The organism is Rahnella sp. GSA61A (assembly GCF_019969905.1).
GTDB classification, from domain to species: Bacteria; Pseudomonadota; Gammaproteobacteria; order Enterobacterales; family Enterobacteriaceae; genus Rahnella; species Rahnella aceris.
Genome location: NZ_JAHXYO010000020.1, coordinates 40,352 through 59,742, shown reverse-complemented (window position 1 = coordinate 59,742; position 19,391 = coordinate 40,352). Strand labels below are relative to the sequence as shown.

General features: G+C 48.3%; 20 protein-coding genes, 1 other RNA gene and 1 pseudogene. 5 read left to right on the top strand and 17 right to left on the bottom strand.

The features are described 5' to 3' along the window. Positions 1 to 26: 26 nt before the first annotated feature. On the top strand, positions 27 to 560 hold the full coding sequence (locus LC431_RS21025) for a GNAT family N-acetyltransferase (RefSeq protein WP_013576753.1): 534 nt from the start codon (positions 27 to 29) through the stop codon (positions 558 to 560). Positions 561 to 613: 53 nt separating this feature from the next. Here the strand turns inward: LC431_RS21025 and LC431_RS21020 are convergent, their stop codons facing one another. From LC431_RS21020 to gatZ, 7 genes are all read right to left on the bottom strand, one after another. Continuing rightward, positions 614 to 1,318 carry a GNAT family N-acetyltransferase gene (locus LC431_RS21020; protein WP_112150852.1) on the bottom strand — a complete coding sequence of 235 codons (705 nt, stop codon included), beginning with the start codon at positions 1,316 to 1,318 and terminating at the stop codon, positions 614 to 616. A gap of 121 nt (positions 1,319 to 1,439) precedes the next feature. Then, complete coding sequence (locus LC431_RS21015; RefSeq protein WP_119261918.1) at positions 1,440 to 2,294, bottom strand: tagatose bisphosphate family class II aldolase; 855 nt, start codon at positions 2,292 to 2,294, stop codon at positions 1,440 to 1,442. A gap of 4 nt (positions 2,295 to 2,298) precedes the next feature. After that, positions 2,299 to 3,348 carry an alcohol dehydrogenase catalytic domain-containing protein gene (locus LC431_RS21010; RefSeq protein WP_013576750.1) on the bottom strand — a complete coding sequence of 350 codons (1,050 nt, stop codon included), beginning with the start codon at positions 3,346 to 3,348 and terminating at the stop codon, positions 2,299 to 2,301. 46 nt (positions 3,349 to 3,394) lie between these two features. Beyond that, positions 3,395 to 4,762, bottom strand: coding sequence for a galactitol-specific PTS transporter subunit IIC (locus tag LC431_RS21005; protein ID WP_112197008.1), 1,368 nt, complete (start codon positions 4,760 to 4,762; stop codon positions 3,395 to 3,397). A gap of 3 nt (positions 4,763 to 4,765) precedes the next feature. Continuing rightward, positions 4,766 to 5,050: a PTS galactitol transporter subunit IIB gene (gene gatB / locus LC431_RS21000; protein WP_013576748.1), complete on the bottom strand. Its 285-nt coding sequence runs from the start codon at positions 5,048 to 5,050 to the stop codon at positions 4,766 to 4,768. 75 nt (positions 5,051 to 5,125) lie between these two features. Continuing rightward, a complete protein-coding gene (gene gatA, locus LC431_RS20995; RefSeq protein ID WP_013576747.1) occupies positions 5,126 to 5,608 on the bottom strand; it encodes a PTS galactitol transporter subunit IIA in 483 nt (160 codons plus the stop codon). Continuing rightward, on the bottom strand, positions 5,601 to 6,896 hold the full coding sequence (gatZ, locus tag LC431_RS20990; protein ID WP_119261916.1) for a tagatose-bisphosphate aldolase subunit GatZ: 1,296 nt from the start codon (positions 6,894 to 6,896) through the stop codon (positions 5,601 to 5,603). Before gatZ ends, gatA begins: the two co-directional genes overlap by 8 nt. 278 nt (positions 6,897 to 7,174) lie before the next feature. Between gatZ and LC431_RS20985 the strand changes: the two genes are divergently transcribed. Then, positions 7,175 to 7,957 (top strand): DeoR/GlpR family DNA-binding transcription regulator, encoded by a 783-nt coding sequence (locus LC431_RS20985; protein WP_013576745.1) that lies wholly within the window; start codon positions 7,175 to 7,177, stop codon positions 7,955 to 7,957. Between the two features lie 190 nt (positions 7,958 to 8,147). On the opposite strand, the gene LC431_RS20980 is transcribed toward LC431_RS20985, so the two are convergent. The 5 genes from LC431_RS20980 to LC431_RS20960 all read right to left on the bottom strand — a co-directional run bounded on the left by LC431_RS20980 (position 8,148) and on the right by LC431_RS20960 (position 13,814). Then, complete coding sequence (locus LC431_RS20980; protein ID WP_013576744.1) at positions 8,148 to 8,927, bottom strand: ABC transporter substrate-binding protein; 780 nt, start codon at positions 8,925 to 8,927, stop codon at positions 8,148 to 8,150. 355 nt (positions 8,928 to 9,282) lie between these two features. Continuing rightward, positions 9,283 to 12,150 carry a glycosyl hydrolase family 18 protein gene (locus LC431_RS20975; RefSeq protein WP_013576743.1) on the bottom strand — a complete coding sequence of 956 codons (2,868 nt, stop codon included), beginning with the start codon at positions 12,148 to 12,150 and terminating at the stop codon, positions 9,283 to 9,285. A 265-nt stretch (positions 12,151 to 12,415) separates the two neighbouring features. Beyond that, positions 12,416 to 12,553 (bottom strand): AlpA family phage regulatory protein, encoded by a 138-nt coding sequence (locus LC431_RS20970; RefSeq protein ID WP_081481102.1) that lies wholly within the window; start codon positions 12,551 to 12,553, stop codon positions 12,416 to 12,418. A gap of 416 nt (positions 12,554 to 12,969) precedes the next feature. Next, positions 12,970 to 13,500, bottom strand: a complete 531-nt coding sequence (locus tag LC431_RS20965) for a rhodanese family protein (RefSeq protein WP_112150846.1) — start codon at positions 13,498 to 13,500, stop codon at positions 12,970 to 12,972. Continuing rightward, positions 13,497 to 13,814, bottom strand: coding sequence for a helix-turn-helix transcriptional regulator (locus LC431_RS20960; RefSeq protein ID WP_015690325.1), 318 nt, complete (start codon positions 13,812 to 13,814; stop codon positions 13,497 to 13,499). Before LC431_RS20960 ends, LC431_RS20965 begins: the two co-directional genes overlap by 4 nt. A 352-nt stretch (positions 13,815 to 14,166) precedes the next feature. Between LC431_RS20960 and LC431_RS20955 the strand changes: the two genes are divergently transcribed. Next, positions 14,167 to 14,514 carry a DUF6404 family protein gene (locus tag LC431_RS20955; protein ID WP_013576740.1) on the top strand — a complete coding sequence of 116 codons (348 nt, stop codon included), beginning with the start codon at positions 14,167 to 14,169 and terminating at the stop codon, positions 14,512 to 14,514. Positions 14,515 to 14,850: 336 nt separating this feature from the next. Here LC431_RS20955 and LC431_RS20945 read toward each other — a convergent pair. From LC431_RS20945 to smpB, 3 genes and pseudogenes are all read right to left on the bottom strand, one after another. Then, a pseudogene (locus tag LC431_RS20945) lies at positions 14,851 to 15,255 on the bottom strand (integrase); the annotation flags it as partial. Positions 15,256 to 15,353: 98 nt separating this feature from the next. After that, positions 15,354 to 15,717, bottom strand: a transfer-messenger RNA (tmRNA) gene (gene ssrA, locus LC431_RS20940). A 49-nt stretch (positions 15,718 to 15,766) separates the two neighbouring features. Further along, on the bottom strand, positions 15,767 to 16,249 hold the full coding sequence (gene smpB, locus LC431_RS20935) for an SsrA-binding protein SmpB (protein ID WP_013576739.1): 483 nt from the start codon (positions 16,247 to 16,249) through the stop codon (positions 15,767 to 15,769). Positions 16,250 to 16,405: 156 nt separating this feature from the next. On the opposite strand from smpB, the gene LC431_RS20930 reads away from it, so the two are divergent. Together LC431_RS20930 and LC431_RS20925 are read left to right on the top strand one after the other, a co-directional pair. Next, entirely contained in the window at positions 16,406 to 16,840 is a 435-nt protein-coding gene (locus LC431_RS20930) for a type II toxin-antitoxin system RatA family toxin (protein ID WP_013576738.1), read from the top strand. After that, positions 16,833 to 17,117: an RnfH family protein gene (locus LC431_RS20925; RefSeq protein ID WP_037036745.1), complete on the top strand. Its 285-nt coding sequence runs from the start codon at positions 16,833 to 16,835 to the stop codon at positions 17,115 to 17,117. Before LC431_RS20930 ends, LC431_RS20925 begins: the two co-directional genes overlap by 8 nt. 76 nt (positions 17,118 to 17,193) lie before the next feature. Here LC431_RS20925 and bamE read toward each other — a convergent pair whose 3' ends face one another. After that, positions 17,194 to 17,538, bottom strand: a complete 345-nt coding sequence (bamE, locus tag LC431_RS20920) for an outer membrane protein assembly factor BamE (RefSeq protein WP_015690323.1) — start codon at positions 17,536 to 17,538, stop codon at positions 17,194 to 17,196. Positions 17,539 to 17,650: 112 nt separating this feature from the next. Beyond that, positions 17,651 to 19,312, bottom strand: a complete 1,662-nt coding sequence (recN, locus tag LC431_RS20915) for a DNA repair protein RecN (RefSeq protein ID WP_194286502.1) — start codon at positions 19,310 to 19,312, stop codon at positions 17,651 to 17,653. Between the last annotated feature and the right edge of the window lie 79 nt (positions 19,313 to 19,391).

Sequence of the window (19,391 nt, the reverse complement as noted above, 5' to 3'; positions counted from 1 at the left end):
TGAACTTTTTTATAACGAGGGATGCCGTGCCAGCCTGCACTTTACGGATTGCTGAACCCAAAGATATCGATGCTCTTGCTCAATTACATGTTGCCATCTGGCGTGATACTTATCGTGAGCTTGCTCCTCCGGAGGCTTTTGTGGCTCTCGATGTACCGCGTCGGCAAGCGTTCTGGCAGGATAAATTTGCACATCCTGCTGACGGTCAGGGCATTTTTATTGCGGAAACTGATGGAGCATTCGCCGGATTTTGTCTGGCTTCGGCTTCCTCAAACCCGGAATTTGGCGACATGGCAGAAATCAAATTTCTGTATGTTTCTCCGGCATTTAAACGTCGGGGAATTGGCCGACTGTTGATCGCCAAAGCCGCAAAGCATCTTTCCGCTGAAGGTTTTCGCAGCGCAGGGTTGGGTGTTGTCGAAGGAAACGAACCGGCCATTCGTTTTTACCAGGCTTTAGGTGGCCGCGAAGCCGGACGATATACCGATGCCGGGCCACTCTGGCGCTCGCCTAACATAATCTATGCGTGGCCTGATATTACCGTGCTGACTGCACTGTAAATTCCCCTGGCGGTCAAACCCCCGCCTGCGTCAGTGAATAGCGCAGGCAATATTCACCCACGCAGTGTTTCCAGCCGTTGTTTTTGCTGACCTTCCGGCGTGAAATTATCTGCGCTTAACCAGCGTTCAAACGCGGCTTTCGACGCTGGCCATTCATAGTCGAGAACGGAATACCAGCAGGTGTCACGGTTGTGGCCTTTATTGATGATGGCCTGACGGAACATACCTTCATAGTGGAAACCAAAACGCTGTGCGGCCAGTTTTGATGGCTCATTCAGGCTGTGGCATTTCCATTCGCAGCGGCGATATTTCAGCGTATCGAACAGATAGCGTTGCAGCAGATAAATTGCTTCAGTGCCAAAACGCGTGCGTTTCATCAGCGGAGACCAGTTCACCCAGCCAATTTCGGCAACGCCATTCACCGCATCAATGCGCATCAGAGAAACACTGCCGACTGCGCGTTGTGTCTGCATATCGACAACCGCAAAGAACAAGGGATCCTCACTTCTGGCCTGTTGAGAAATAAACAGATCGCAATCAGCCTGGGTCGCAGGACGATCGACGGAGAGATATGTCCAGTCGCGATTATCATCAATGCTGTGCCAGGCCCTGAAGAGATCCTGACTATGGCGTTCAGCGTTCAGAGGCTCCAGACGACACCAGAGGCCGTCAAGCTGAACATGAGAAGGTCGTTCGCGGGGTTGCCAGTCGGGAAGGGCATCACCAATGGGTTGGCCGAAGTGGTTAAGGGTGGTCATAGCGTTTCCATTTTACTCTCAATGAACTTCCATAAAATCAGAATGGAATGACGCCTGCAACCGGCGCTTTAATAAAAATCCGGAAAGCGGGCGCTTAGCCCGCTTCGTTAATACAGGCCAGTTATAAGCATCCGGCACTACCACAGATCCTGATTTTTTCCTCAACAACTTTTTGCATCGCCAGTTTTCCAGGCACGATGTATTTGCGGGGATCATTAGCATCCGGATGTTGTGCAAAATACTCTTTTACCGCGCCAGCAAATGCGATTTTCAGCTCGGTCGCAATATTGACTTTGCAAATCCCAAGTTCTATTGCCTCACGGATCATGCTTTCAGGAATACCGGACGCACCATGCAGGACCAGCGGGACATCGACCTGCTGACGGATTTGCCCAAGGCGGCAGAAGTCCAGTTTCGGTTCGCCCTGATACAGACCATGCGCGGAGCCAATCGCAACGGCCAGCGAGTCAATGCGTGTGGATTCAACAAAGTGCCTGGCCACAACGGGATCGGTGAAAAAACTGTCGCTTTCGTCTACCACCAGATCGTCTTCCTGCCCGCCAAGACGGCCGAGTTCTGCTTCGACACTGGCATCAAAGGCATGACACAACCGTACAGTTTCACACACGTGTTGGATGTTTTCTGCCAGCGGGAAATGTGAAGCATCAATCATTACGGAGCGGATCCCCGACCGGACTTTGTTTTCGATATCGCCCTGATCTTCATGGTGGTCCAGATGCAGCGCCAGTGGAATGCGATACTTCCGCGCAGCCTCATGGCATATCGAGATCAGGTAGTCTGTACCTGCATAACTGAATGTCCCCGGCGTTCCGGCAAGGATCACCGGAGAACTCATGGCTGCCGCTGTTTCTGCCACGACTTGTACCGTCTCGAGGTTGTGAACGTTGAAAGCCGGGACGGCGTAACCTCCGCGCTGAGCTGCGAGCAGCATTTCCCTGTTTGAAATCAGATACATTTTCTTAGCCTCCCGTCATATCCAGCAAAATCTTTCCCGTCATCGGCTTGCCAGCCAGTGCCGTGACGTCCCTGACAAACTCTGCGGGACGGGCAACACTGGCGATCAGGGGGGCCAGGTTTAGTTTATTCTCAGCAAAAAGCTGTATGGCAAGTCGCCACTCACTGCCCGGCCACGGAGAGGAATAGTTCATCCAACTGCCGAGCAAGGTCAGCTCTTTGCGCAGGATATGGCCGAAAGTAGTGACGTCTAAAGTCAGGTCTTTGTGTAAGGTGCCGACCAGCGCGATTTGCGCTTTGGGGCCTGCGATATTGAGAGACAAGGCCACGGTTTGCGCTGTGCCTGCTGTTTCAATAATCAACTGATTAAAGCGCCGTTCATGAGTTTGCTGGCGGATTTCATCGGCGTTGCATATTGCGCTGTTATAAACGTGGCTGGCACCTGTTTCCTGCGCCAGGGAAAGGCGCTGCGGATTGATATCGATCGCTGTCACCGATTTAGCCCCCAGGGCGCTGGCTGCCTGAATAAGCAACTGCCCGATGGTGCCGGCTCCAATGACTATCACTTCTTTACCCTCACAGCCTCCTGCCAGCTTCAGGGCATGCAAGCCAACGGTGAGCGGTTCCAAAAAAGCGCCTTGCAGAAGTGAAAAATTCTCCGGCAATTTAAATAAGTTTTTACGCGAAACCACGATAAATTCAGCATGGCCGCCACTCCGTCGGGAGCCAATAAATTGATAATGCTTACATTGGGAATACGCTGTTTTGCGGCACTCTTCGCACTGAAAGCATGGCAATAAAGGTACGCAGGCCACGGCATCCCCCTCATATAAATCGCTGACTTCTTCTCCGGTGCTAACGACGTGACCACTGAATTCGTGGCCTAATGTGATGGGATAAAAATGTGAACTGCTGGCGAAAATACGCGGGATATCGGATCCGCAAAGCCCGGAGTAGGCAATGCGAACCAGAACCTCATCGGGTGCACTCAGCGTGGGAGCCGGTTGCTCTTCAATAGTTATCCTGCTGTCAGCATGTACAACAACTGATTTCATAGTCAGATTCCTTAAGCGGGGGATTTCCCCCCGCCGGGATGAAAAGTTAAGAGTTAGCCAGTGAAGCGGCTGCCCGCTTTTCTGTTTGTGTGAATTGACGGGCGCGACGCCATGTCAGGAATACACCGATGGCGTAAATAACGCCGATGATGGTGAGTCCGGTGATGTTTTTGAGCGTGCAAAGTTGGATGAGTAAATACGTGATCGGCGAGCCGCCCTGATCCATTGAAGCTACTCTTCCTCCAGCCGTGAGTGCACCCGCATTTGCAGCCAGTTGGGTATGTAAATCAATGGTCTGCGTCGCTATCCACAGTGTGATGCTCATGATGATGCAACCCGAAATCAGCGTGCGGAACAGGTTGCCCTGATGCACGGCCACCGCAATGGCAACGAAGAAGCCGATAGTGGCGAGGTCACCAAATGGCAAGACTTGATTTCCCGGGACAAGCACGGCGATAAGGATTGTCAGAGGAATAAAAATCAGGCTGGCTGAAACAACGGCGGTATGACCGAGTAATAAAGCCGGATCCAGACCAATCAGGAACTCCTGTCCACCAAAGCGGGCTTGCAGACGTGTACGGGCATGGCGGGCAATGGGCGTTAAACCGTCCATTATCGGTTTGATGACTCGTGGCATCAGAAGCATAACCGCAGCGGTTTTAACGGCCAGCTGCAATACGCCTTTGACGTCGTATCCCGCGAGGTAACCAATAATCAGCCCCATCACGAAACCGACGGTGACGGGTTCACCGAACGGACCGAAACGCTTTTGCACATCATCAGCGCTGAAGTGAATTTTGTTCAGCCCTGGGATCTTCTCAATGAGGGTATCAACCAGTACCGCAATCGGGCCGAGATACGCCGAGGAACCATGGGGGATGGCAATACCGTCCAGATTAAAGAAGTCACGCGTATCCTTTGCAAACCAGTCGCCCAGCTTGTAGATGAATGCCGCATGCAAAACGACCCCCATGATCCCCAGCCAGTAAGAACCGGTGGCGAGGTGCAACATGGCACCGGTGAAAGTCATGTGCCAGATATTCCAGATATCCACATTGACGACACGTGTCATACGCGTCAGCAACATGACGATGTTCACTCCGATCGCAATCGGAATAGCGACCAGCGCGATTTGTGATGCCCAGGTCATTGGCGACGAACCCGGCCAGCCAATATCGACGACCTGCAGGTTAATTTCGAAATGCTCTGCCATGGCTTTTGCCGCAGGGCCGATGGAGTCGAGCATCAGGCCAATGACCAGACCGATCCCGACAAAGCCAATACCAATATGAATCGCAGATTTAAATGAATCCCCCAGTTTCATCCCTAATATCAGAGAGAAAACGATGATCACCCCAGGCAGCATGACTGTCGGGCCGAGATCGAGGATGTAGCGCATGATGTCGGTAAACATGACTTACTCCTGTAACAGGGTCAGTATTTGCTGACGTAACGTATCCATACCCACGCCGGAGATAAACGGCATGCCGTGCACCACCGGAATGTTGCCAAATGTCCGGTCAACTTTGGCGGTGGTACAAATCAGATGGGCACCGTCCATATAGGTTTCGATTTCCGTTACCCGGCACTGAACGAGATCCACATGTATGCCATGCGCCTCACACAATTCTTTGATTTCCTCCGCTGCCAGCGTAGAGGTAGCAACGGCTCCGCCACAGGCGACTATAATTTTTCGCTTCACGGTAAGGCTCCTTAACAGATTGTTTTAAATATTATTTTTTTAGGTAAGACGTCGGGTTTATTGCTGAGAACATTTTCAGGTACAAACGGCGGATCGTTTCTCAGGTGCCGGGATAAAAATGTGCCGTTCAAAAAGCGCGGATAACTGTTCTTCAGGCGCTGTCAGTAAGCTTTCGAAAAAAACAGGATCCTGTAGCTGGCTGAATAACTGACGTAACAACATCAGCTGTTCAGAAGGATGAGTGACAATCAGGGCAATAATGAGTGTCGCGGGAATCGTTCCCTCATCATCAGCCTGAAAGAATTCCACCGCTGTATCTGGCCTGATCAGATAAATGGCCGGGCTGCGGGCATGGGTGGCTTCGCAATGAGGAATGGCGACGGCGTGGTGTTCAAGCTGAATGCCGGTGGGATATTCAGCCTCGCGATTGACCAGCGCCTGCGGATACGTCGATTCCACCACGCCCTCCTGCACCATGCGCTCACCGATATGCATGAGTGCTTCGTGATAATCCGCAAAGCTGATACCTGTTTTGACGAAGATTTCGCAATTATGCATGGCAGGCTCCTTCGCATGTCGTTTGCAACGGCGTGCAGCCGAAGTGATATGCGCGTAAAACGTCCTGAATTTTATCGATGATAAGTTCATGCGGGTCGCTGGCGAGTTCGCCGTTCATCACCCGTTCAAACTGAGCAGGAAGATATTGGCTCAGCAGACCAAGCGGGATATCTGTTGAACGCAGGTTGGCCATTAAAACGTCCATCGCCCGGTTGATGCGTGTATGAGGCCAGTAGTAGCGAATTCGATCGGATAAGCTGAAATGCAGATCGATAAGCGAAAGGCTGAATGTTGGGTTGTAATACTTTTTCCAGTAACCGGGTTCATCCAGCATGACGCCATCAATGACCGTGAGGATCTGGCTACGGCATTCGGGCGCAATCAATACCTGTTCAATGTTGGCCAGGGCAAAGACGGCTTCCCGCAAAGCGAAAGTCAGCGCGGGACCCACTTTCAGGATAGCGAAGTGATCTTTCACCAGGTTGCGGTAGGAATCACGGGTCTGGTAATCGGTGGAATGTGCCTCATAAACCAGCGGTGTAGTCGCAATATAAGCTGACAGATCCTGAGCAAGATCAGACTGATAGTGAATCACGCGGCTGTGATCGAATTCAACGCCGGGCTGAACCACGATGGCGACGATCCGATCTATGGCATCATTGAGCCCGAGTTCACGAAATGCCTGATGGTGCATATCCAGAGTCGCTTTTGCATCTTTGGCTTCAGTGACATGAACGTGCTGAATCGCCGATGACTCACCGCCTGGAACCGGAACTTCAGTACCGATGACATAGGTCAGCAACGCTTTCTGCTGTGCAGTTGCCACTTCTTCTGCGACCTGACATAAACGCGCCGCGCGCTGAGCCACGACGAAAGGATCCAGAGGAACAGGATCGTCTGCACAGGACATGGATGCATCCAGATGAATTTTGCTGAATCCGGCTTCGACATAACGCGCGATAAGCTCTTGTGCTTTTGCCATCGCTGTTTCGGCGTTTTCGTGCTGCCAGCAGTTTGGCCCCAGATGATCGCCCCCTAAGATCAGACGTTGTAATGGAAATCCGATTTTCTCGGCAATGGCGAGAACGAAATCCCGAAAATCAATTGGCAGCATGCCGGTATAGCCGCCAAACTGATTTACCTGGTTGGAGGTTGCCTCGATGAGCACTTTTCGGCCAGTGTGTAAGTCTTCCCGTAATGCAGCTTCAATCACCAGCGGGTGCGCAGAGCATACTGAGCAGATCCCGATCCTTTCGCCTGTCTTGTGTTTAGCAATAATGTCTTTCATTTTATGCCTCCGTTTATTTCCGAAGAGGATCATACCTTTCCGAAAGGCAAACAATAGCGTTTTCTGCATTATGTGATGGCGATCGAAATGTTTCGTAAGTTTATTGCATTCGTTTTCTTTCGTTTTAGGGGCGTCTCGGGGATTGAAAAGATAACGTCTGAGAATGCAGCAAAGGCACATGCGGAGTTGCTATGCTTCACAGCGCAGGGAATTTTTACTCCTCATTAAGGTGCCTTTTGTTTACACTGTGAGGAATATGACCTTTCGGATTACTCATAATGAATACTTATGAACGTCGCAATAAAATCATTGATTTAGTGAATGAAAATGGCAGTGTTCTGGTCACTGACCTTTCGACTGCTTTCGAAGTTTCAGAGGTGACAATTCGGTCAGACTTGAGTTTGCTGGAACAAAAAGGTGCGCTCAGTCGTTTTCACGGAGGGGCGGCAAAGTGGATCGCAAAGGAAACGCCTGGTCACGAAAAACCACTGGATGAAATGGTTCTGGAAGAGCGTTATCTTCACGCCAGCGACCCGAAAAAACGCATTGCTCAGACCGCCGCGGGGTTGGTTAAACCGGGGGATACCGTGATCCTCGACAGTGGCAGCACGACCATGCTGCTGGCTGAGGAGTTAGTGAAAGCGGGTGATATCACTGTCATTACTAACAACTTACCGGCTGCGTTTGTATTATCAGAAAACCCGGATATCACTCTGGTCGTTTGCGGCGGAACACTACGCCACAAAACGCGCTCGCTACATGGCAACATCACGGAATATGCGTTGCAGGGCATCGTCGCTAACCTCATGTTTGTCGGCGCTGATGGCCTCGACGCGGCCACAGGGATCACCACATTTAATGAAGGCTATAGTATCAGCGGTATTATGGCTGATGCCGCTCAGCGTGTTGTCGTGGTGACTGATTCCACTAAATTTGGCCGACGCGGATATAACCTGGTGCTGCCTATGGAAAAAATCGACACCATCATTACTGACTCCGCTATCAGCGATGATGTGCAGCAGGCGCTCCAACAAACATCGACAGAGATTATTGTTGTTTAATCTTTATCCGGTTTCTGGCTTCAACCTGTGCTGACTTTATGGCCGATGATGATTAAAAGATACTGGCAGAACAGAGGGTTGCGCAGACGCGCAAGAAAATTTTTATCTGTTTCAGTAACAGCTATTGATAAGTGGAAGCGGTATTCAAAAAAGGCCGCAGAGCAAGATCCCTGCGGCGACGGAAAAGTAATCAGGATTTTTTGTTATAAACTTCAAAGGTGAAGTATTTCTTTTCCAGCGTCTTATAAGTGCCGTTTTTGTGTATTTCTGCCAGTGCATTATTGATCAGTGTCAGATGTGCCTGATCATCCTTACGCAGTCCGATGGCCGTGCCTTCACCCAAATAACGGGTGTCGTTTAATGGCTCCCCGGCGAAGGCATAACCTGTGCCTTCAGGGGTTTTCAGGAAGCCCGTTTCTGCGGCGGCGGCATTGGTCAGCGTCACGTCTATGCGACCTGATGCCAGATCCTGATTCACGAAATCCTGATTCTGATAGGAAACCACATCCACGCCTTTTTTCTGCCATTCGCCCTGGGCGTAGGCTTCCTGCGTAGTGCCCTGAGCAACACCCACCGTTTTTCCTTTCAGTGAATCGGCTGTGGGTTGCAGGCCGCTCCCTTTCTTCGCGATCAGCACACTTGGCACGTGGTAAAGCATGTCGGAGAAAGTGACCTGCGTTTTACGTTTTGGTGTCATGGACATTGCAGAAAGTACCGCATCAAACTTTTTAGCATTCAGCGCCGGGATAATGCCGTCATAGGCGGTTTCGACCCACTCACATTTCACTTTTGCCTGCTGACAAATGGCGTTACCTAAATCGATATCAAAACCGACCAGCTTGCCATCTGGCGCTTTTGATTCAAAAGGTGGAAATGACGGATCCACACCGAAACGCAATGTCGTCTCCGCATGTGCCAGCCCGCTGGTGGCCGATAATGCCGCGATGATCAGCAAGGGGATTTTATTCACAATTGTTCTCCGGTGGTGCCCAATAAAAACAAACCCCCGCCCGGCTGCGGCGAGGGTAAAGGAATTATTCATATTTTGAATATGACGATTGCGATATCTAGGGTCAAGCGCCAATCTTATCGTCAAAATGGTCATTAGCGTGACATAGGGGGTATTGGTTTTTGGGCAGAGTAAGTGAGGGTTTTACCGGGTCTATAGCGGCAGAGGGGCTGCGTTTATTCTTAAAAACAACAGGATAAATATTCCAATGTCTGAAGATATCAGGCAAAAAAATCGCCTTTACCCACAGGAGTAAAGGCGATTGAAGGTCTGCATTTGACTTAAGATGACATTGTCAAAGACCGTTCATGGAAGATTACTTGGCTTTATCGATGAAGACTTTTAATGAAGAGGCTTTGTTATCAAATGACACTGCGCTAAGGTCGGGAATCTTTTGACCTGATTTCACATCAACATAAGACCCTTGATAGTCACGCTCAGAATACAGGCGGACGGTATAACCCTCAGCAACCTCTATTTGGGAGATGACATTATCGTAAGTATCTCTATAATCGCCCCTTTTTTCGGCGCTGAGCCGTGGAATATCCCCGTAAATCTGTAAGAACCCGCCACGATCATAGCTTGCTTCACGAGCTTCTGCTTTAACGACCTGAACAGAGGAGACTGCTTTGTTCATTTCGCTGAGATACCTGGTCAGATCATATTGAGATGAAGATGGAAATAGGTTCGAAGTTCCTTTGAATTGACATTCTGTGAATAAACGCACCCCCAACGAACTTTCTGGTATCGTAAAGGACGACACTTGATCATTGGCGTCAGTACCGTTTTTCATCTTAACACCGTTTAAGCAATCGATGTCCCCAGTGACTTCCAGGCTATCGCCAGTATAACCAGCGTTCTGGAACAGGGTGACTTTAAGACCGGTCACAGGCTCTGGCTGCGGTTCTGGCTGCGGTTCTGGCTCAAAGCTGGTGACCACCATTTGGGCCACAACTGCCGGATTAGGTGACACACGCTGAATGACAATGGTTTCACCGATAGAAATGTCTTTTTCATCCGACTTAACGTGTGAAATAGCGCCATCTACAGTCTCGGTACTGTAATCACATTTGCCATTATCGCAGTTGAAAATATAGTTGCCTCTCTTGCTATCATTAACGATTTTAGCAACATAAGAAGAACCATCTGCGCTGTGGAGTTTTTCTTTATCAAAATCAACGAAAATATACGGCACGTTATTGATTTTCGACACACTCATCGACTTCACGCTGCCATCAGAGATCACCGGGTTATTACCGTCGAGCATATCCTGCGTGACCGTAATCTGACCAAGAACAGCCTGATTCGGGTACTCACGTTTGACCGAAATGACAGAACCTACTGCCAGGCGGCTTTCAACATCCCCTGTACGGAATGAAGCTTCTTTACCTAAACTTTTCTTGTTGCTGTAGTAATAGTGAGTGCCTTCTGTGCCGAAAAGATATTTCCCGTCAACATAGGCTGTATATGCCGTGCCACTCGTAATTTTGCTGGAATCGAGATTCATGTAAACACGTGTTTGACCATCATCCACGCTGACCAGAATAGCTTTCAGATCGGTCTTATCGATAACCGGATCTTCATCTGGTACTGGGACATCGGAATCATCCGGAAGCGGCGTGTTTTTCACTTCTTTAACGATATTACCCAGTTCGTGTTCCGGAGTATCGCCACTGATATCCCACAGGATCGCACCACCGAAGCCCTGATCGAGAATGTAATCTACTTTTTCATCAATGGACTGCGGATCGTCATAGGTCAGGAATTCTTGCTTGGTTTTGCTGTAGAGATACGGAACGTGTGACTCTGGGTCCCAATAGCGCGTGTATTCGCCACTGGCCAGTTTTTGCTTGAGCACATACCACGGGTTGGTACCTGTAAACTGATCCGCATCATCCCATGCACCTTTTACGGTTGCCGCGCCGGTGTTAAACATGCCCGGCAAACCAGGAATGAGTTCTGTACCCGGCACATGGCCCCAGCCACGACCATAATATGGGATTCCCATCATCAGCTTGGTTTTCGGCACATTCCAGGTTTCGACATAGGCCGTCATGGTGTCAGCCACGTTCAGATCTTTATCTTCATCATGGCTGTTTTCATACAGCGGTGCGTTATGACCGGTTAGCGGATCGAAGGCACCGTGGATGTCATACGCCATCACGTTCACGCTATCCAGCAATGGCGTGGTTACCGCCGGGTTGATGAACTGAATGTTGTTGTGATTAGTGGTGACCGCCGCAGAAAGTTGATAATACTTATCATCTTTCAGACCTTGCGCATCCAGTTTGGTACGCAGCGACTGGATTAGTTTAGTGAACTGGTTTTTCTCAGCTTCGGTATTCGGATATTCCCAGTCAATGTCGAGGCCGTCGAAATGCCATTGTGCCATGTAGCTGACCATGCTGTTGGCCAGTTTCTCAATACCTGCATCCGTGGCGGTTGCCGCTTCGAAGACACCTTCCTGGGAGTTATTCCAGCCACCGACAGAAATCATATGCGCCACGTTGGCCGCTTCAGTCCGTTTATCCAGGTCTTTAATCAGTCCTGGGGCTTTATCGGTGTCATGCATGGTCACCACACCGTTTTTCACCACCGCAAAACCGTAGTTCAGGTGGGTCAGACCAGAGTAGTCCACTTTATCAGGGGTAAAGAAGTTATGGGCTTCATACACGCCCCATTCCGGGAAGTAACCAATCACTTTACGCTGTGCAGCTACGTTGGCTTTTTCACGGTTCTGCAGATCGATAGCGTCCTGGCCGGTATACGGCGTGAACTGGAAGCTGATGTAAGGCTTGATGTTAATAGCATCACCGGATACCCATACTGGATCGGTTCCCGGGCTAATACCCTGGTCAACCCACCATTGTGCAGTCCAGTAGTATCCCAGGAAGCGAACGGTATCGCCGCCTTTATAGGTGCGGTTTGGATCGTAATCCTCAGAAATAATAGCCAGTTCCTGTTTTGGCGCGACTTGTGCTAAGACAGTACCTGGGAAGTTGTTTTGCGATGCGTTGGTATACGCAGTCCAGGTGTGACCACCATCTTTGGTGATCATCATTGAGTAATCGAGGCCGGAGAAGGTGTTAGTCTGGTCGCTTGCCGTCACAGTGGCGGCAGACGAAATTATTGGGAATCCAATAGCAGAAAACAGGATTGCTTTAGTTAATTTATTTAAGCGCATAGGTGACTTCCTAATTTGTCTATAAACTCGTTTATTAACAAGGATGCAAGAAATACGCGCCTTTATATCATTTGCATTATTTGCATAGTATTTAATTATATATTAAGAATGAGTAAATTAAACTTACCCTTAACCATGTGTATTTAAATAATAAAGGTGCTCGCATCATTTAAATAAATGTTTTGGCTGTCAATTATAAATAAATGTGATTATTGGGGGGGCTGAACTCACGATCAGCCTCTCGCCATCCCACCAACTGACTCCCTCAAGACCTTGTTTTTGGAAACGTTGGGCCAAAGCGGGGAGGTTTTGGGTTCATCCGGTCATAAATTGTGGATCTGGAAAGACCCATTTTGAGCGCGACAGCGGGTAAGCGTAGAACCTTAACATTAGATGATGTCATGGCTTATTCTCCTGAATCATATTGGTTTGGATGCAGGAAGATTAGGGATGTGGTTGTTTTTAAAAATATTTGTGCCTTCTCGTTTTTTTATTAAAAGCCGAAAGTACATAATTTTTTATTTTAATGAAAATTAATTTTAAAGAAACTTACGACTTTTTGATTAAAAGCTTCGACGATGTACGTGGGACCCTACCAGATTGGGTACAAAATACGCCGTGGGAATCAGTGAGGTCCATGTTGGACTATGAAAATACTGATATTCAGCTTTTATCAGAACAGCTCACTGATGAATTCACCCCGACGGACCTTTTTTCAGCGTGTAACTTTCATTCACTCCAGTTTGTCCAGCCATTGCCGGGTTTCCGTAAAAAATTGAATTCAATTTTTGTTTGTATACCTAAACGTATACCCAATCTTTAATGCTTAAGCTTGTTCCATGGCATTTTGGAAAGCAAAACTGCCATTCCGCACCAACCACTTACACCAGCAAAAAGCAGGCCTGCACCGACGAACCCCGATAATAGAAAGAAGCTTTCATCTATTGCGTATCCCATCAATACCCCTGCGAGGATAAGTATTCCAGCTACAATCTGAACTTGCCTCATGATTGGAAGAGGATATTTCTTGTCTTCAATCGTCGGAAGATTTGCATTTTTCCAGGCATTAATGCCGCCAGACAACAATAAAACTGTTGCCGGGTCTGCTGTTCTGACCAGCGCATCTTCATTTTGAGCTGTGCGTGAACCCGCCAAACAGTGAAAAATAACAGGATGATTTACAGGCAGGTCCTTGATTTTTTTCCCCAACAAAATATCGGATAGTGGAAAAGAGATAGCTCCAGGAACGTGCTCTCGAAGAAATTCAGCAGGCTCCCGAATGTCGATCAGAGTGCTGCCATTTTTCATGAGTTCATGTGCTTCTGCAGGACTTACAGTTCTTGTGCTCATTTTAAATCCTCAGGGCAGTAAATGTCCTTTAACGTTGCGATAACTTTTCTAATCGATTCATTTTTAATGAAATAATTTCTTCGTTGCTCATCTATGGAACATTCAATCAAATCCTCTTCCTTCATTCTCGCCAGGTGCTGCGATGTGGCTGAAGGACTTAATCCTGTCAGTTTACTTAGATTACCTGCTGAAGTTCCCGGTGAGTCAATGAGAGTACAAAGAATCAATAGTCGGTTAACGTTACTCATGGACTTGAGAAGCCTGGTCGCCTGAGCCGCACTATCTTGCAAAAATTCAAGGTCGGTATTTTTCATATTTTATTTTAGTCTTATCTAATTTAAGAAAAGTCTAAATCAAATGCAGGCATAGAGCAAAAAAATATTTATGAATAAAATGTTCAAACTGTCCATTACGTGTTTACTTTATTTTTCAAATGGTTAAATGGTGATGAGATTGCCCTGACTGGTCACTTACAATGAACCGTTGGCCAAAAAATGCAAAATTCCGGTTTGAACCGATTATTGAGGTGCTTCTCACGATGATTTTGGCTGCTCTGATTCTGATATAGGAGGCTGAGTGTTTAGTTTATTTCACTCTAATGGCTTACGTTGAATAAGGCATATTATTAGAAAGTCTTTATTGGTATCTAATGAAAGGAGTCAGATGATGGTATTTGAAGAAAAGAAGAAAAAGGCAATAGACCTGATGGAAAATAAAAAGATGTGGCGGAGCAATTATGCGCCCCCCATCTTACGCTTGTTTTGGAAAATGGGGAGTAAAATGCCACCGCCTCCGTTTGCCCCTTTCTGGCTTAATACGATGTTCTTCGCCGCCTGGTACAGCCCTATATGGGGCATTTTCATGTGGTTCACTATCTGGAAAAATCAAGGCTTCAGCGTATTGCATGCGGTATTCATCGCCCTCTTTGCCGGTTTGCTGTTTGGTTTATTCATGGCGTTATTCCACTATTGGCGCAAGCGGTCCAACAAGTTGCCTGACTGGAAGAGCCTCTAAGAAGGCAAAAATTTGAACATCAGAAAAAAGATTTATATAAAAACTGTTCACAGTGTTCACTTTTTGTTTTTTTGTTTAATTTCATTATGTTATGTGGTGATTGGTTTGCCCTGAACTGCCCATAACTCATCACTTCAAGTGACCAGTTACTACTTCTCAATGAAAAAAACCGGCCTGAGCCGGTTTCTTTTTAAGCATTCTTGATTTCGCACATTGGCAACCAGTCTGTCTCGCAGTCTTCACTTAAGATCAGATTGGTTTGCAGACCCGGATTGGTCTTTTTCTTCAAGAATTCAATCTCATACTCTTTCAACGTTTGCGGCACAGCCCGACCTTTCGGCTAGGGAAAACGTGCTGACGATTCCCGCTAATTGGAGGCATGATTTCCAGCAGCTCTAAAGCTTGTTCTGAGAGAGGGGCTATATGATCACGTTTTGCCTTCATACGTTCCGCTGGAATACACTACTGCTTGTTCTCGATATCGGTCTCTGACCAAGCTATTGCTGAGGCTTCTGCAGGGCGTATTGTAGGCATGTGCTGCTTCTTCGGGCGTTCGAAAGCATTACCTATACCTGAAGCTGGATTCGCCTCAATCAATCCCACATTCACCGCATAAATCATTATCTCATTGATGCGCTGAACTAACCTTCCGACAGCTTCTAACGCTCCACGTGCTTTGATTGGCTCTAACACCTGAATAAGTGTGCATGCTTTCAGCTCCTGAACAGGAATGTTCTCGATCTCGGACTTCTACAGACACAAAAAAGCCCGCAAACCTAGAAGGGATGCGGGCTTTCAGGACTTCTCCGGACTTATCTGGTAATAACCGGATCATTATTTGGTGGAGCTGGGGGGATTTGAACCCCCGTCCAGAATTACTACACCGTCGGCACTACATGCTTAGTCCAATCTTTACATTCGCCGGTTAGCTGCGGATGGACACGCCACTAACAAACTATCCTGATTGGGTTTAACGCTTTCACCCCAGGCAAGGTGTCCACGCGATCTCTTTTGGGTTTGACCTCTCTTGATCCCCGTCCTAAGAGCGGAGGCTAGGGAGAGAGGGCTCTAAGCAGGGTATTAAGCTGCTAGGGCGTAGTTTTCGTCGTTTGCGACTATTTTTTTGCGGCTTTTTACGAGGCCAACCGCCCCTCGGCATGCTCCTTGGGCTTCGCAAATCCTGTCGAATCCAGAATCAGCCCCAAGTACTATTTCGTAGTATACCAGCAAAACACCAAGCTAAGCCAGAGGCTTAGCGATTTGCGTGCTTCATGATACGTGCTTTGTCTACTTTCCATTCACGATCTTTAATGTCATCGCGCTTGTCGTGCTCTTTCTTACCTTTAGCCAGACCGATCTTCACTTTCGACCAGGCATTTTTCCAGTACATGGAAAGCGCGACGACGGTGTAACCATCGCGACTGACTTTACCGAACAGCGTTTCTAACTCACGCTTGTTGAGCAGTAATTTTCTTGTACGGGTCGGGTCACACACAATATGAGTGGACGCCACGTTAAGAGGTTGAATGGTTGCGCCAAACAAAAAGGCTTCACCGTCGCGGAATGTGACGTAGCTGTCAGTGATGTTTGCTTTACCAGCGCGCATCGATTTGACTTCCCATCCCTGCAAAGCAAGCCCCGCCTCAAATTCATCTTCGATGATATATTCGTGGCGAGCGCGTTTGTTCATCGCGATAGTCGCGGAACCGGGTTTATGTGCTTTTTTCTTTGTCATAGTGATACTTATTATACTGTAAGCGATGCCGATTGAAATCCCCACGCAGTGAGAGTCGGGAGTTTTTCCTGTTTGTGGCAGCCTGTGCTTCGTTGTTTTTATTACCGCGCGGATAAATGGTATTATCTGTACGTTTTATGACACCTGGAAAATGATATGCCACAGATAAGTCGTTCTGCGCTTGTGCCGTTCAGCGTGGAGCAGATGTACACCTTAGTGAATGATGTCGACGCCTACCCGCAATTTCTGCCTGGTTGTACCGGCAGCCGTATCCTGGAAAACAGCGATACGTCGATGACCGCAGCGGTTGATGTTTCCAAAGCGGGCATCAGTAAAACTTTTACCACCAAAAATACGTTAATCAGCAACAAACGCATTGATATGCAACTGGTGGATGGTCCGTTCCGTAAGCTGACCGGAGGATGGGATTTCATCGAACTTAGCCCGGATGCCTGTAAAGTTCAGCTCAGTCTTGATTTTGAATTTACAAATAAATTGATTGAATTAGCATTCGGTAAAATCTTCAAAGAACTGGCTGGCAGTATGGTTCAGGCATTCACTCTACGCGCGAAAGAGGTCTACAGTGTCTGAGATCCGCGTTGAAGTGGTCTACGCGTTGCCGGAACGTCAGTATCTGCGAACGGTAAAACTGGCGGAGGGGAGCAGTGTCGAACAGGCAGTGAAGGCTTCCGGTTTACTTGAGCTGCGTCAGGATATCGATCTCAAACAGAATAAGTTAGGCATCTACAGCCGGCCGGTAAAGCTTGCGGATACAGTCAGTGATGGTGATCGCATTGAAATTTATCGGCCCCTGATTGCAGATCCGAAAGAGTTACGGCGTATACGCGCCGAACGTTCTAAAAAATAAGGCGCCTCAGGCGCCTTATTTTTTTACCCTGAAAGATGATTTTTGGCGGTAACCAGAGACCATCACACCGGGCGATTTACTTTTGATCGCTCAACTTAGGTTTGTTGTCGATGTTGGTCAGTGTATCAGACTCGTTGAAGGTCAGCGTTAAAGTCTGCTGAGTGATACCTTCATGGCCTGGTTCCTGACGGAACACGTAATACCAAACATTACTGCCAAACGGGTCGTGTAGCATCGGCGTGCCGAGAACATAAGCAACTTGTTGTTTAGTCATACCGGTATGAATTTTTTGAACATCAGCAGGAGACAAGTAGTTCCCCTGATTGATGTCAGGCCGATAAACCACCTTTTCCAGAGTGGAACAGCCCGCAGTAAGCATTACAAGAGCTACAGCGGCGGCAGTTAGCGTTTTACAGCGCATAGTCATTACATTCCTTTAGGGCATAAGATGCCGATGATAATAGACCTTTCATCAGTTTGAAACCTTTGCGGGGCACCTGTATGACCGCTGAACTGTAAAAAAGTTGAGCTTTTTACGCTGCGAGTAACTCTTTTGCGTTGGCCAGCGTGTTTCGGGTCACTTCACTTCCGCCCAGCAGACGTGCCAGTTCCTGCAAACGCGCCTTTTTATCAAGGCGATTCATTTGGGTTTCAGTCACTTCACCATCAGTTTCTTTGCTGACAAAATAATGCTGATGACCACAACCTGCAACCTGAGGTAAATGAGTGACGCACATAACTTGCGTTGATTCGCCTAACTGACGCAACAAGCGGCCAACGATCGCAGCCGTCGGGCCACTGATACCGACATCCACTTCATCAAAGATCAGCGCCGGAGTTTCCATTTTCTGTGCCGTGATAACCTGGATAGCCAGCGCAATACGCGACAATTCGCCACCGGAAGCTACTTTTGCGAGAGCCTGAAGCGGCTGCCCCGGGTTGGTGGTGACCTGGAATTCGAGACGGTCTGCGCCTTCCATATTTAAATGTTCTGGTTCGAACTGAACCTGAATTTTAAATTTACCGTGTGGCATGGAAAGTGCCTGCATACTTTGGGTGATCAGATGCGTTAGCTCATCAGCAAAATACTGACGTTTTTCGTGCAGTTGTTCAGCAACCGCGACGGCTTGTTGGTAATGGCGTTGCACCGCTTCACTCAGCTCTGCCTGATTGGTTTCCTGATCATCCAGTTCCTGCTGTTCCTCAAGCAACTGACGATGCAGTTCAGGAAGATCTTCAGCGCTGACGTGATGTTTACGGGCCAGATTCATCTGGCGCGACAAACGCTGCTCCAGCTCGAATAGACGGTTTGGATCCATGTCCAGGCGTTCGCTGTAATGGCGTAATTCATCGCTGGCCTCGCTGACCTGAATGGACGCGTCATCAAGCATGACGATAAGATCATTCATTTTGCTGTCGAGTTCTGCGAGTTCAGTAAGCTGATTGCGGGCGCTATAGAGCAGACTGATAATATTCTGTTCTTCACCATCAGCCAGCAAATAGAGCGCATTTTGGCTGAGTGAAAGCAGTTGCCCGCTGTTAGCCAGACGTTTGTATTCTTCATCAATTTGCTCGTACTCACCTGCCTGAGGAGCAAATTCATTCAGCTCTTTCAACTGGTATTGTAACAACTGGCGGCGTGATTCTCGCTCACTCATCTGCTGTTGATATTGTGCCAGCTGGCGGCAGCTCTGATGCCAGTTTTGGTAAGCTTTGCGCATCTCAGACAGCAGTAAGGGCTGATCCGAATAAGCATCGAGTAAAGCTTTCTGATGCTCAGGTTTGAGCAGAAGCTGATGGGCGTGTTGTCCGTGAATTTGGATCAAATGCTGGCCCAGTTCACGGAGCTGTGACAGGGGAACGGGCGTGCCGTTGATAAAGCCACGCGAACGGCCATCGTTGCTGATCGTCCGGCGCAACAGGCAATCCAGCCCTTCATCAAGCTGATTTTCAGCCAGCCAGTGTTTCGCCGAAGGGGTATCCGCTAAGGTGAATCGCGCGCAGATATCTGCACGGCTGGCACCGAGACGCACCATGCTGCCATCGGCACGATTGCCCAGACAAAGCCCAAGCGCATCAATCGCGATGGACTTACCGGCACCGGTTTCACCGGTGATGGCCGTCATACCTGCATGAAAATCGATTTCTAATTCACGGACAATGGCAAAGTTACTGATAGTTAATTGCGCCAGCATGATCACCTTCCTGTACATAACAACAGACCTGTAATTACATACAGTATAAACTGGTTTTATATACAGTAAAGGGGCTGGC

Coding starts and splice junctions, on each gene's coding strand:
- LC431_RS21020 (WP_112150852.1), bottom strand. CDS start 1,318: ATGACCACCCTTAACCACTTCGGCCAACCCATTGGTGATGCCCTTCCC.
- LC431_RS21015 (WP_119261918.1), bottom strand. CDS start 2,294: ATGTATCTGATTTCAAACAGGGAAATGCTGCTCGCAGCTCAGCGCGGA.
- LC431_RS21010 (WP_013576750.1), bottom strand. CDS start 3,348: ATGAAATCAGTTGTTGTACATGCTGACAGCAGGATAACTATTGAAGAG.
- LC431_RS21005 (WP_112197008.1), bottom strand. CDS start 4,762: ATGTTTACCGACATCATGCGCTACATCCTCGATCTCGGCCCGACAGTC.
- gatA (WP_013576747.1), bottom strand. CDS start 5,608: ATGCATAATTGCGAAATCTTCGTCAAAACAGGTATCAGCTTTGCGGAT.
- gatZ (WP_119261916.1), bottom strand. CDS start 6,896: ATGAAAGACATTATTGCTAAACACAAGACAGGCGAAAGGATCGGGATC.
- LC431_RS20985 (WP_013576745.1), top strand. CDS start 7,175: ATGAATACTTATGAACGTCGCAATAAAATCATTGATTTAGTGAATGAA.
- LC431_RS20975 (WP_013576743.1), bottom strand. CDS start 12,150: ATGCGCTTAAATAAATTAACTAAAGCAATCCTGTTTTCTGCTATTGGA.
- LC431_RS20970 (WP_081481102.1), bottom strand. CDS start 12,553: ATGACATCATCTAATGTTAAGGTTCTACGCTTACCCGCTGTCGCGCTC.
- LC431_RS20965 (WP_112150846.1), bottom strand. CDS start 13,500: ATGAGCACAAGAACTGTAAGTCCTGCAGAAGCACATGAACTCATGAAA.
- LC431_RS20960 (WP_015690325.1), bottom strand. CDS start 13,814: ATGAAAAATACCGACCTTGAATTTTTGCAAGATAGTGCGGCTCAGGCG.
- LC431_RS20955 (WP_013576740.1), top strand. CDS start 14,167: ATGGTATTTGAAGAAAAGAAGAAAAAGGCAATAGACCTGATGGAAAAT.
- smpB (WP_013576739.1), bottom strand. CDS start 16,249: ATGACAAAGAAAAAAGCACATAAACCCGGTTCCGCGACTATCGCGATG.
- LC431_RS20930 (WP_013576738.1), top strand. CDS start 16,406: ATGCCACAGATAAGTCGTTCTGCGCTTGTGCCGTTCAGCGTGGAGCAG.
- bamE (WP_015690323.1), bottom strand. CDS start 17,538: ATGCGCTGTAAAACGCTAACTGCCGCCGCTGTAGCTCTTGTAATGCTT.
- recN (WP_194286502.1), bottom strand. CDS start 19,312: ATGCTGGCGCAATTAACTATCAGTAACTTTGCCATTGTCCGTGAATTA.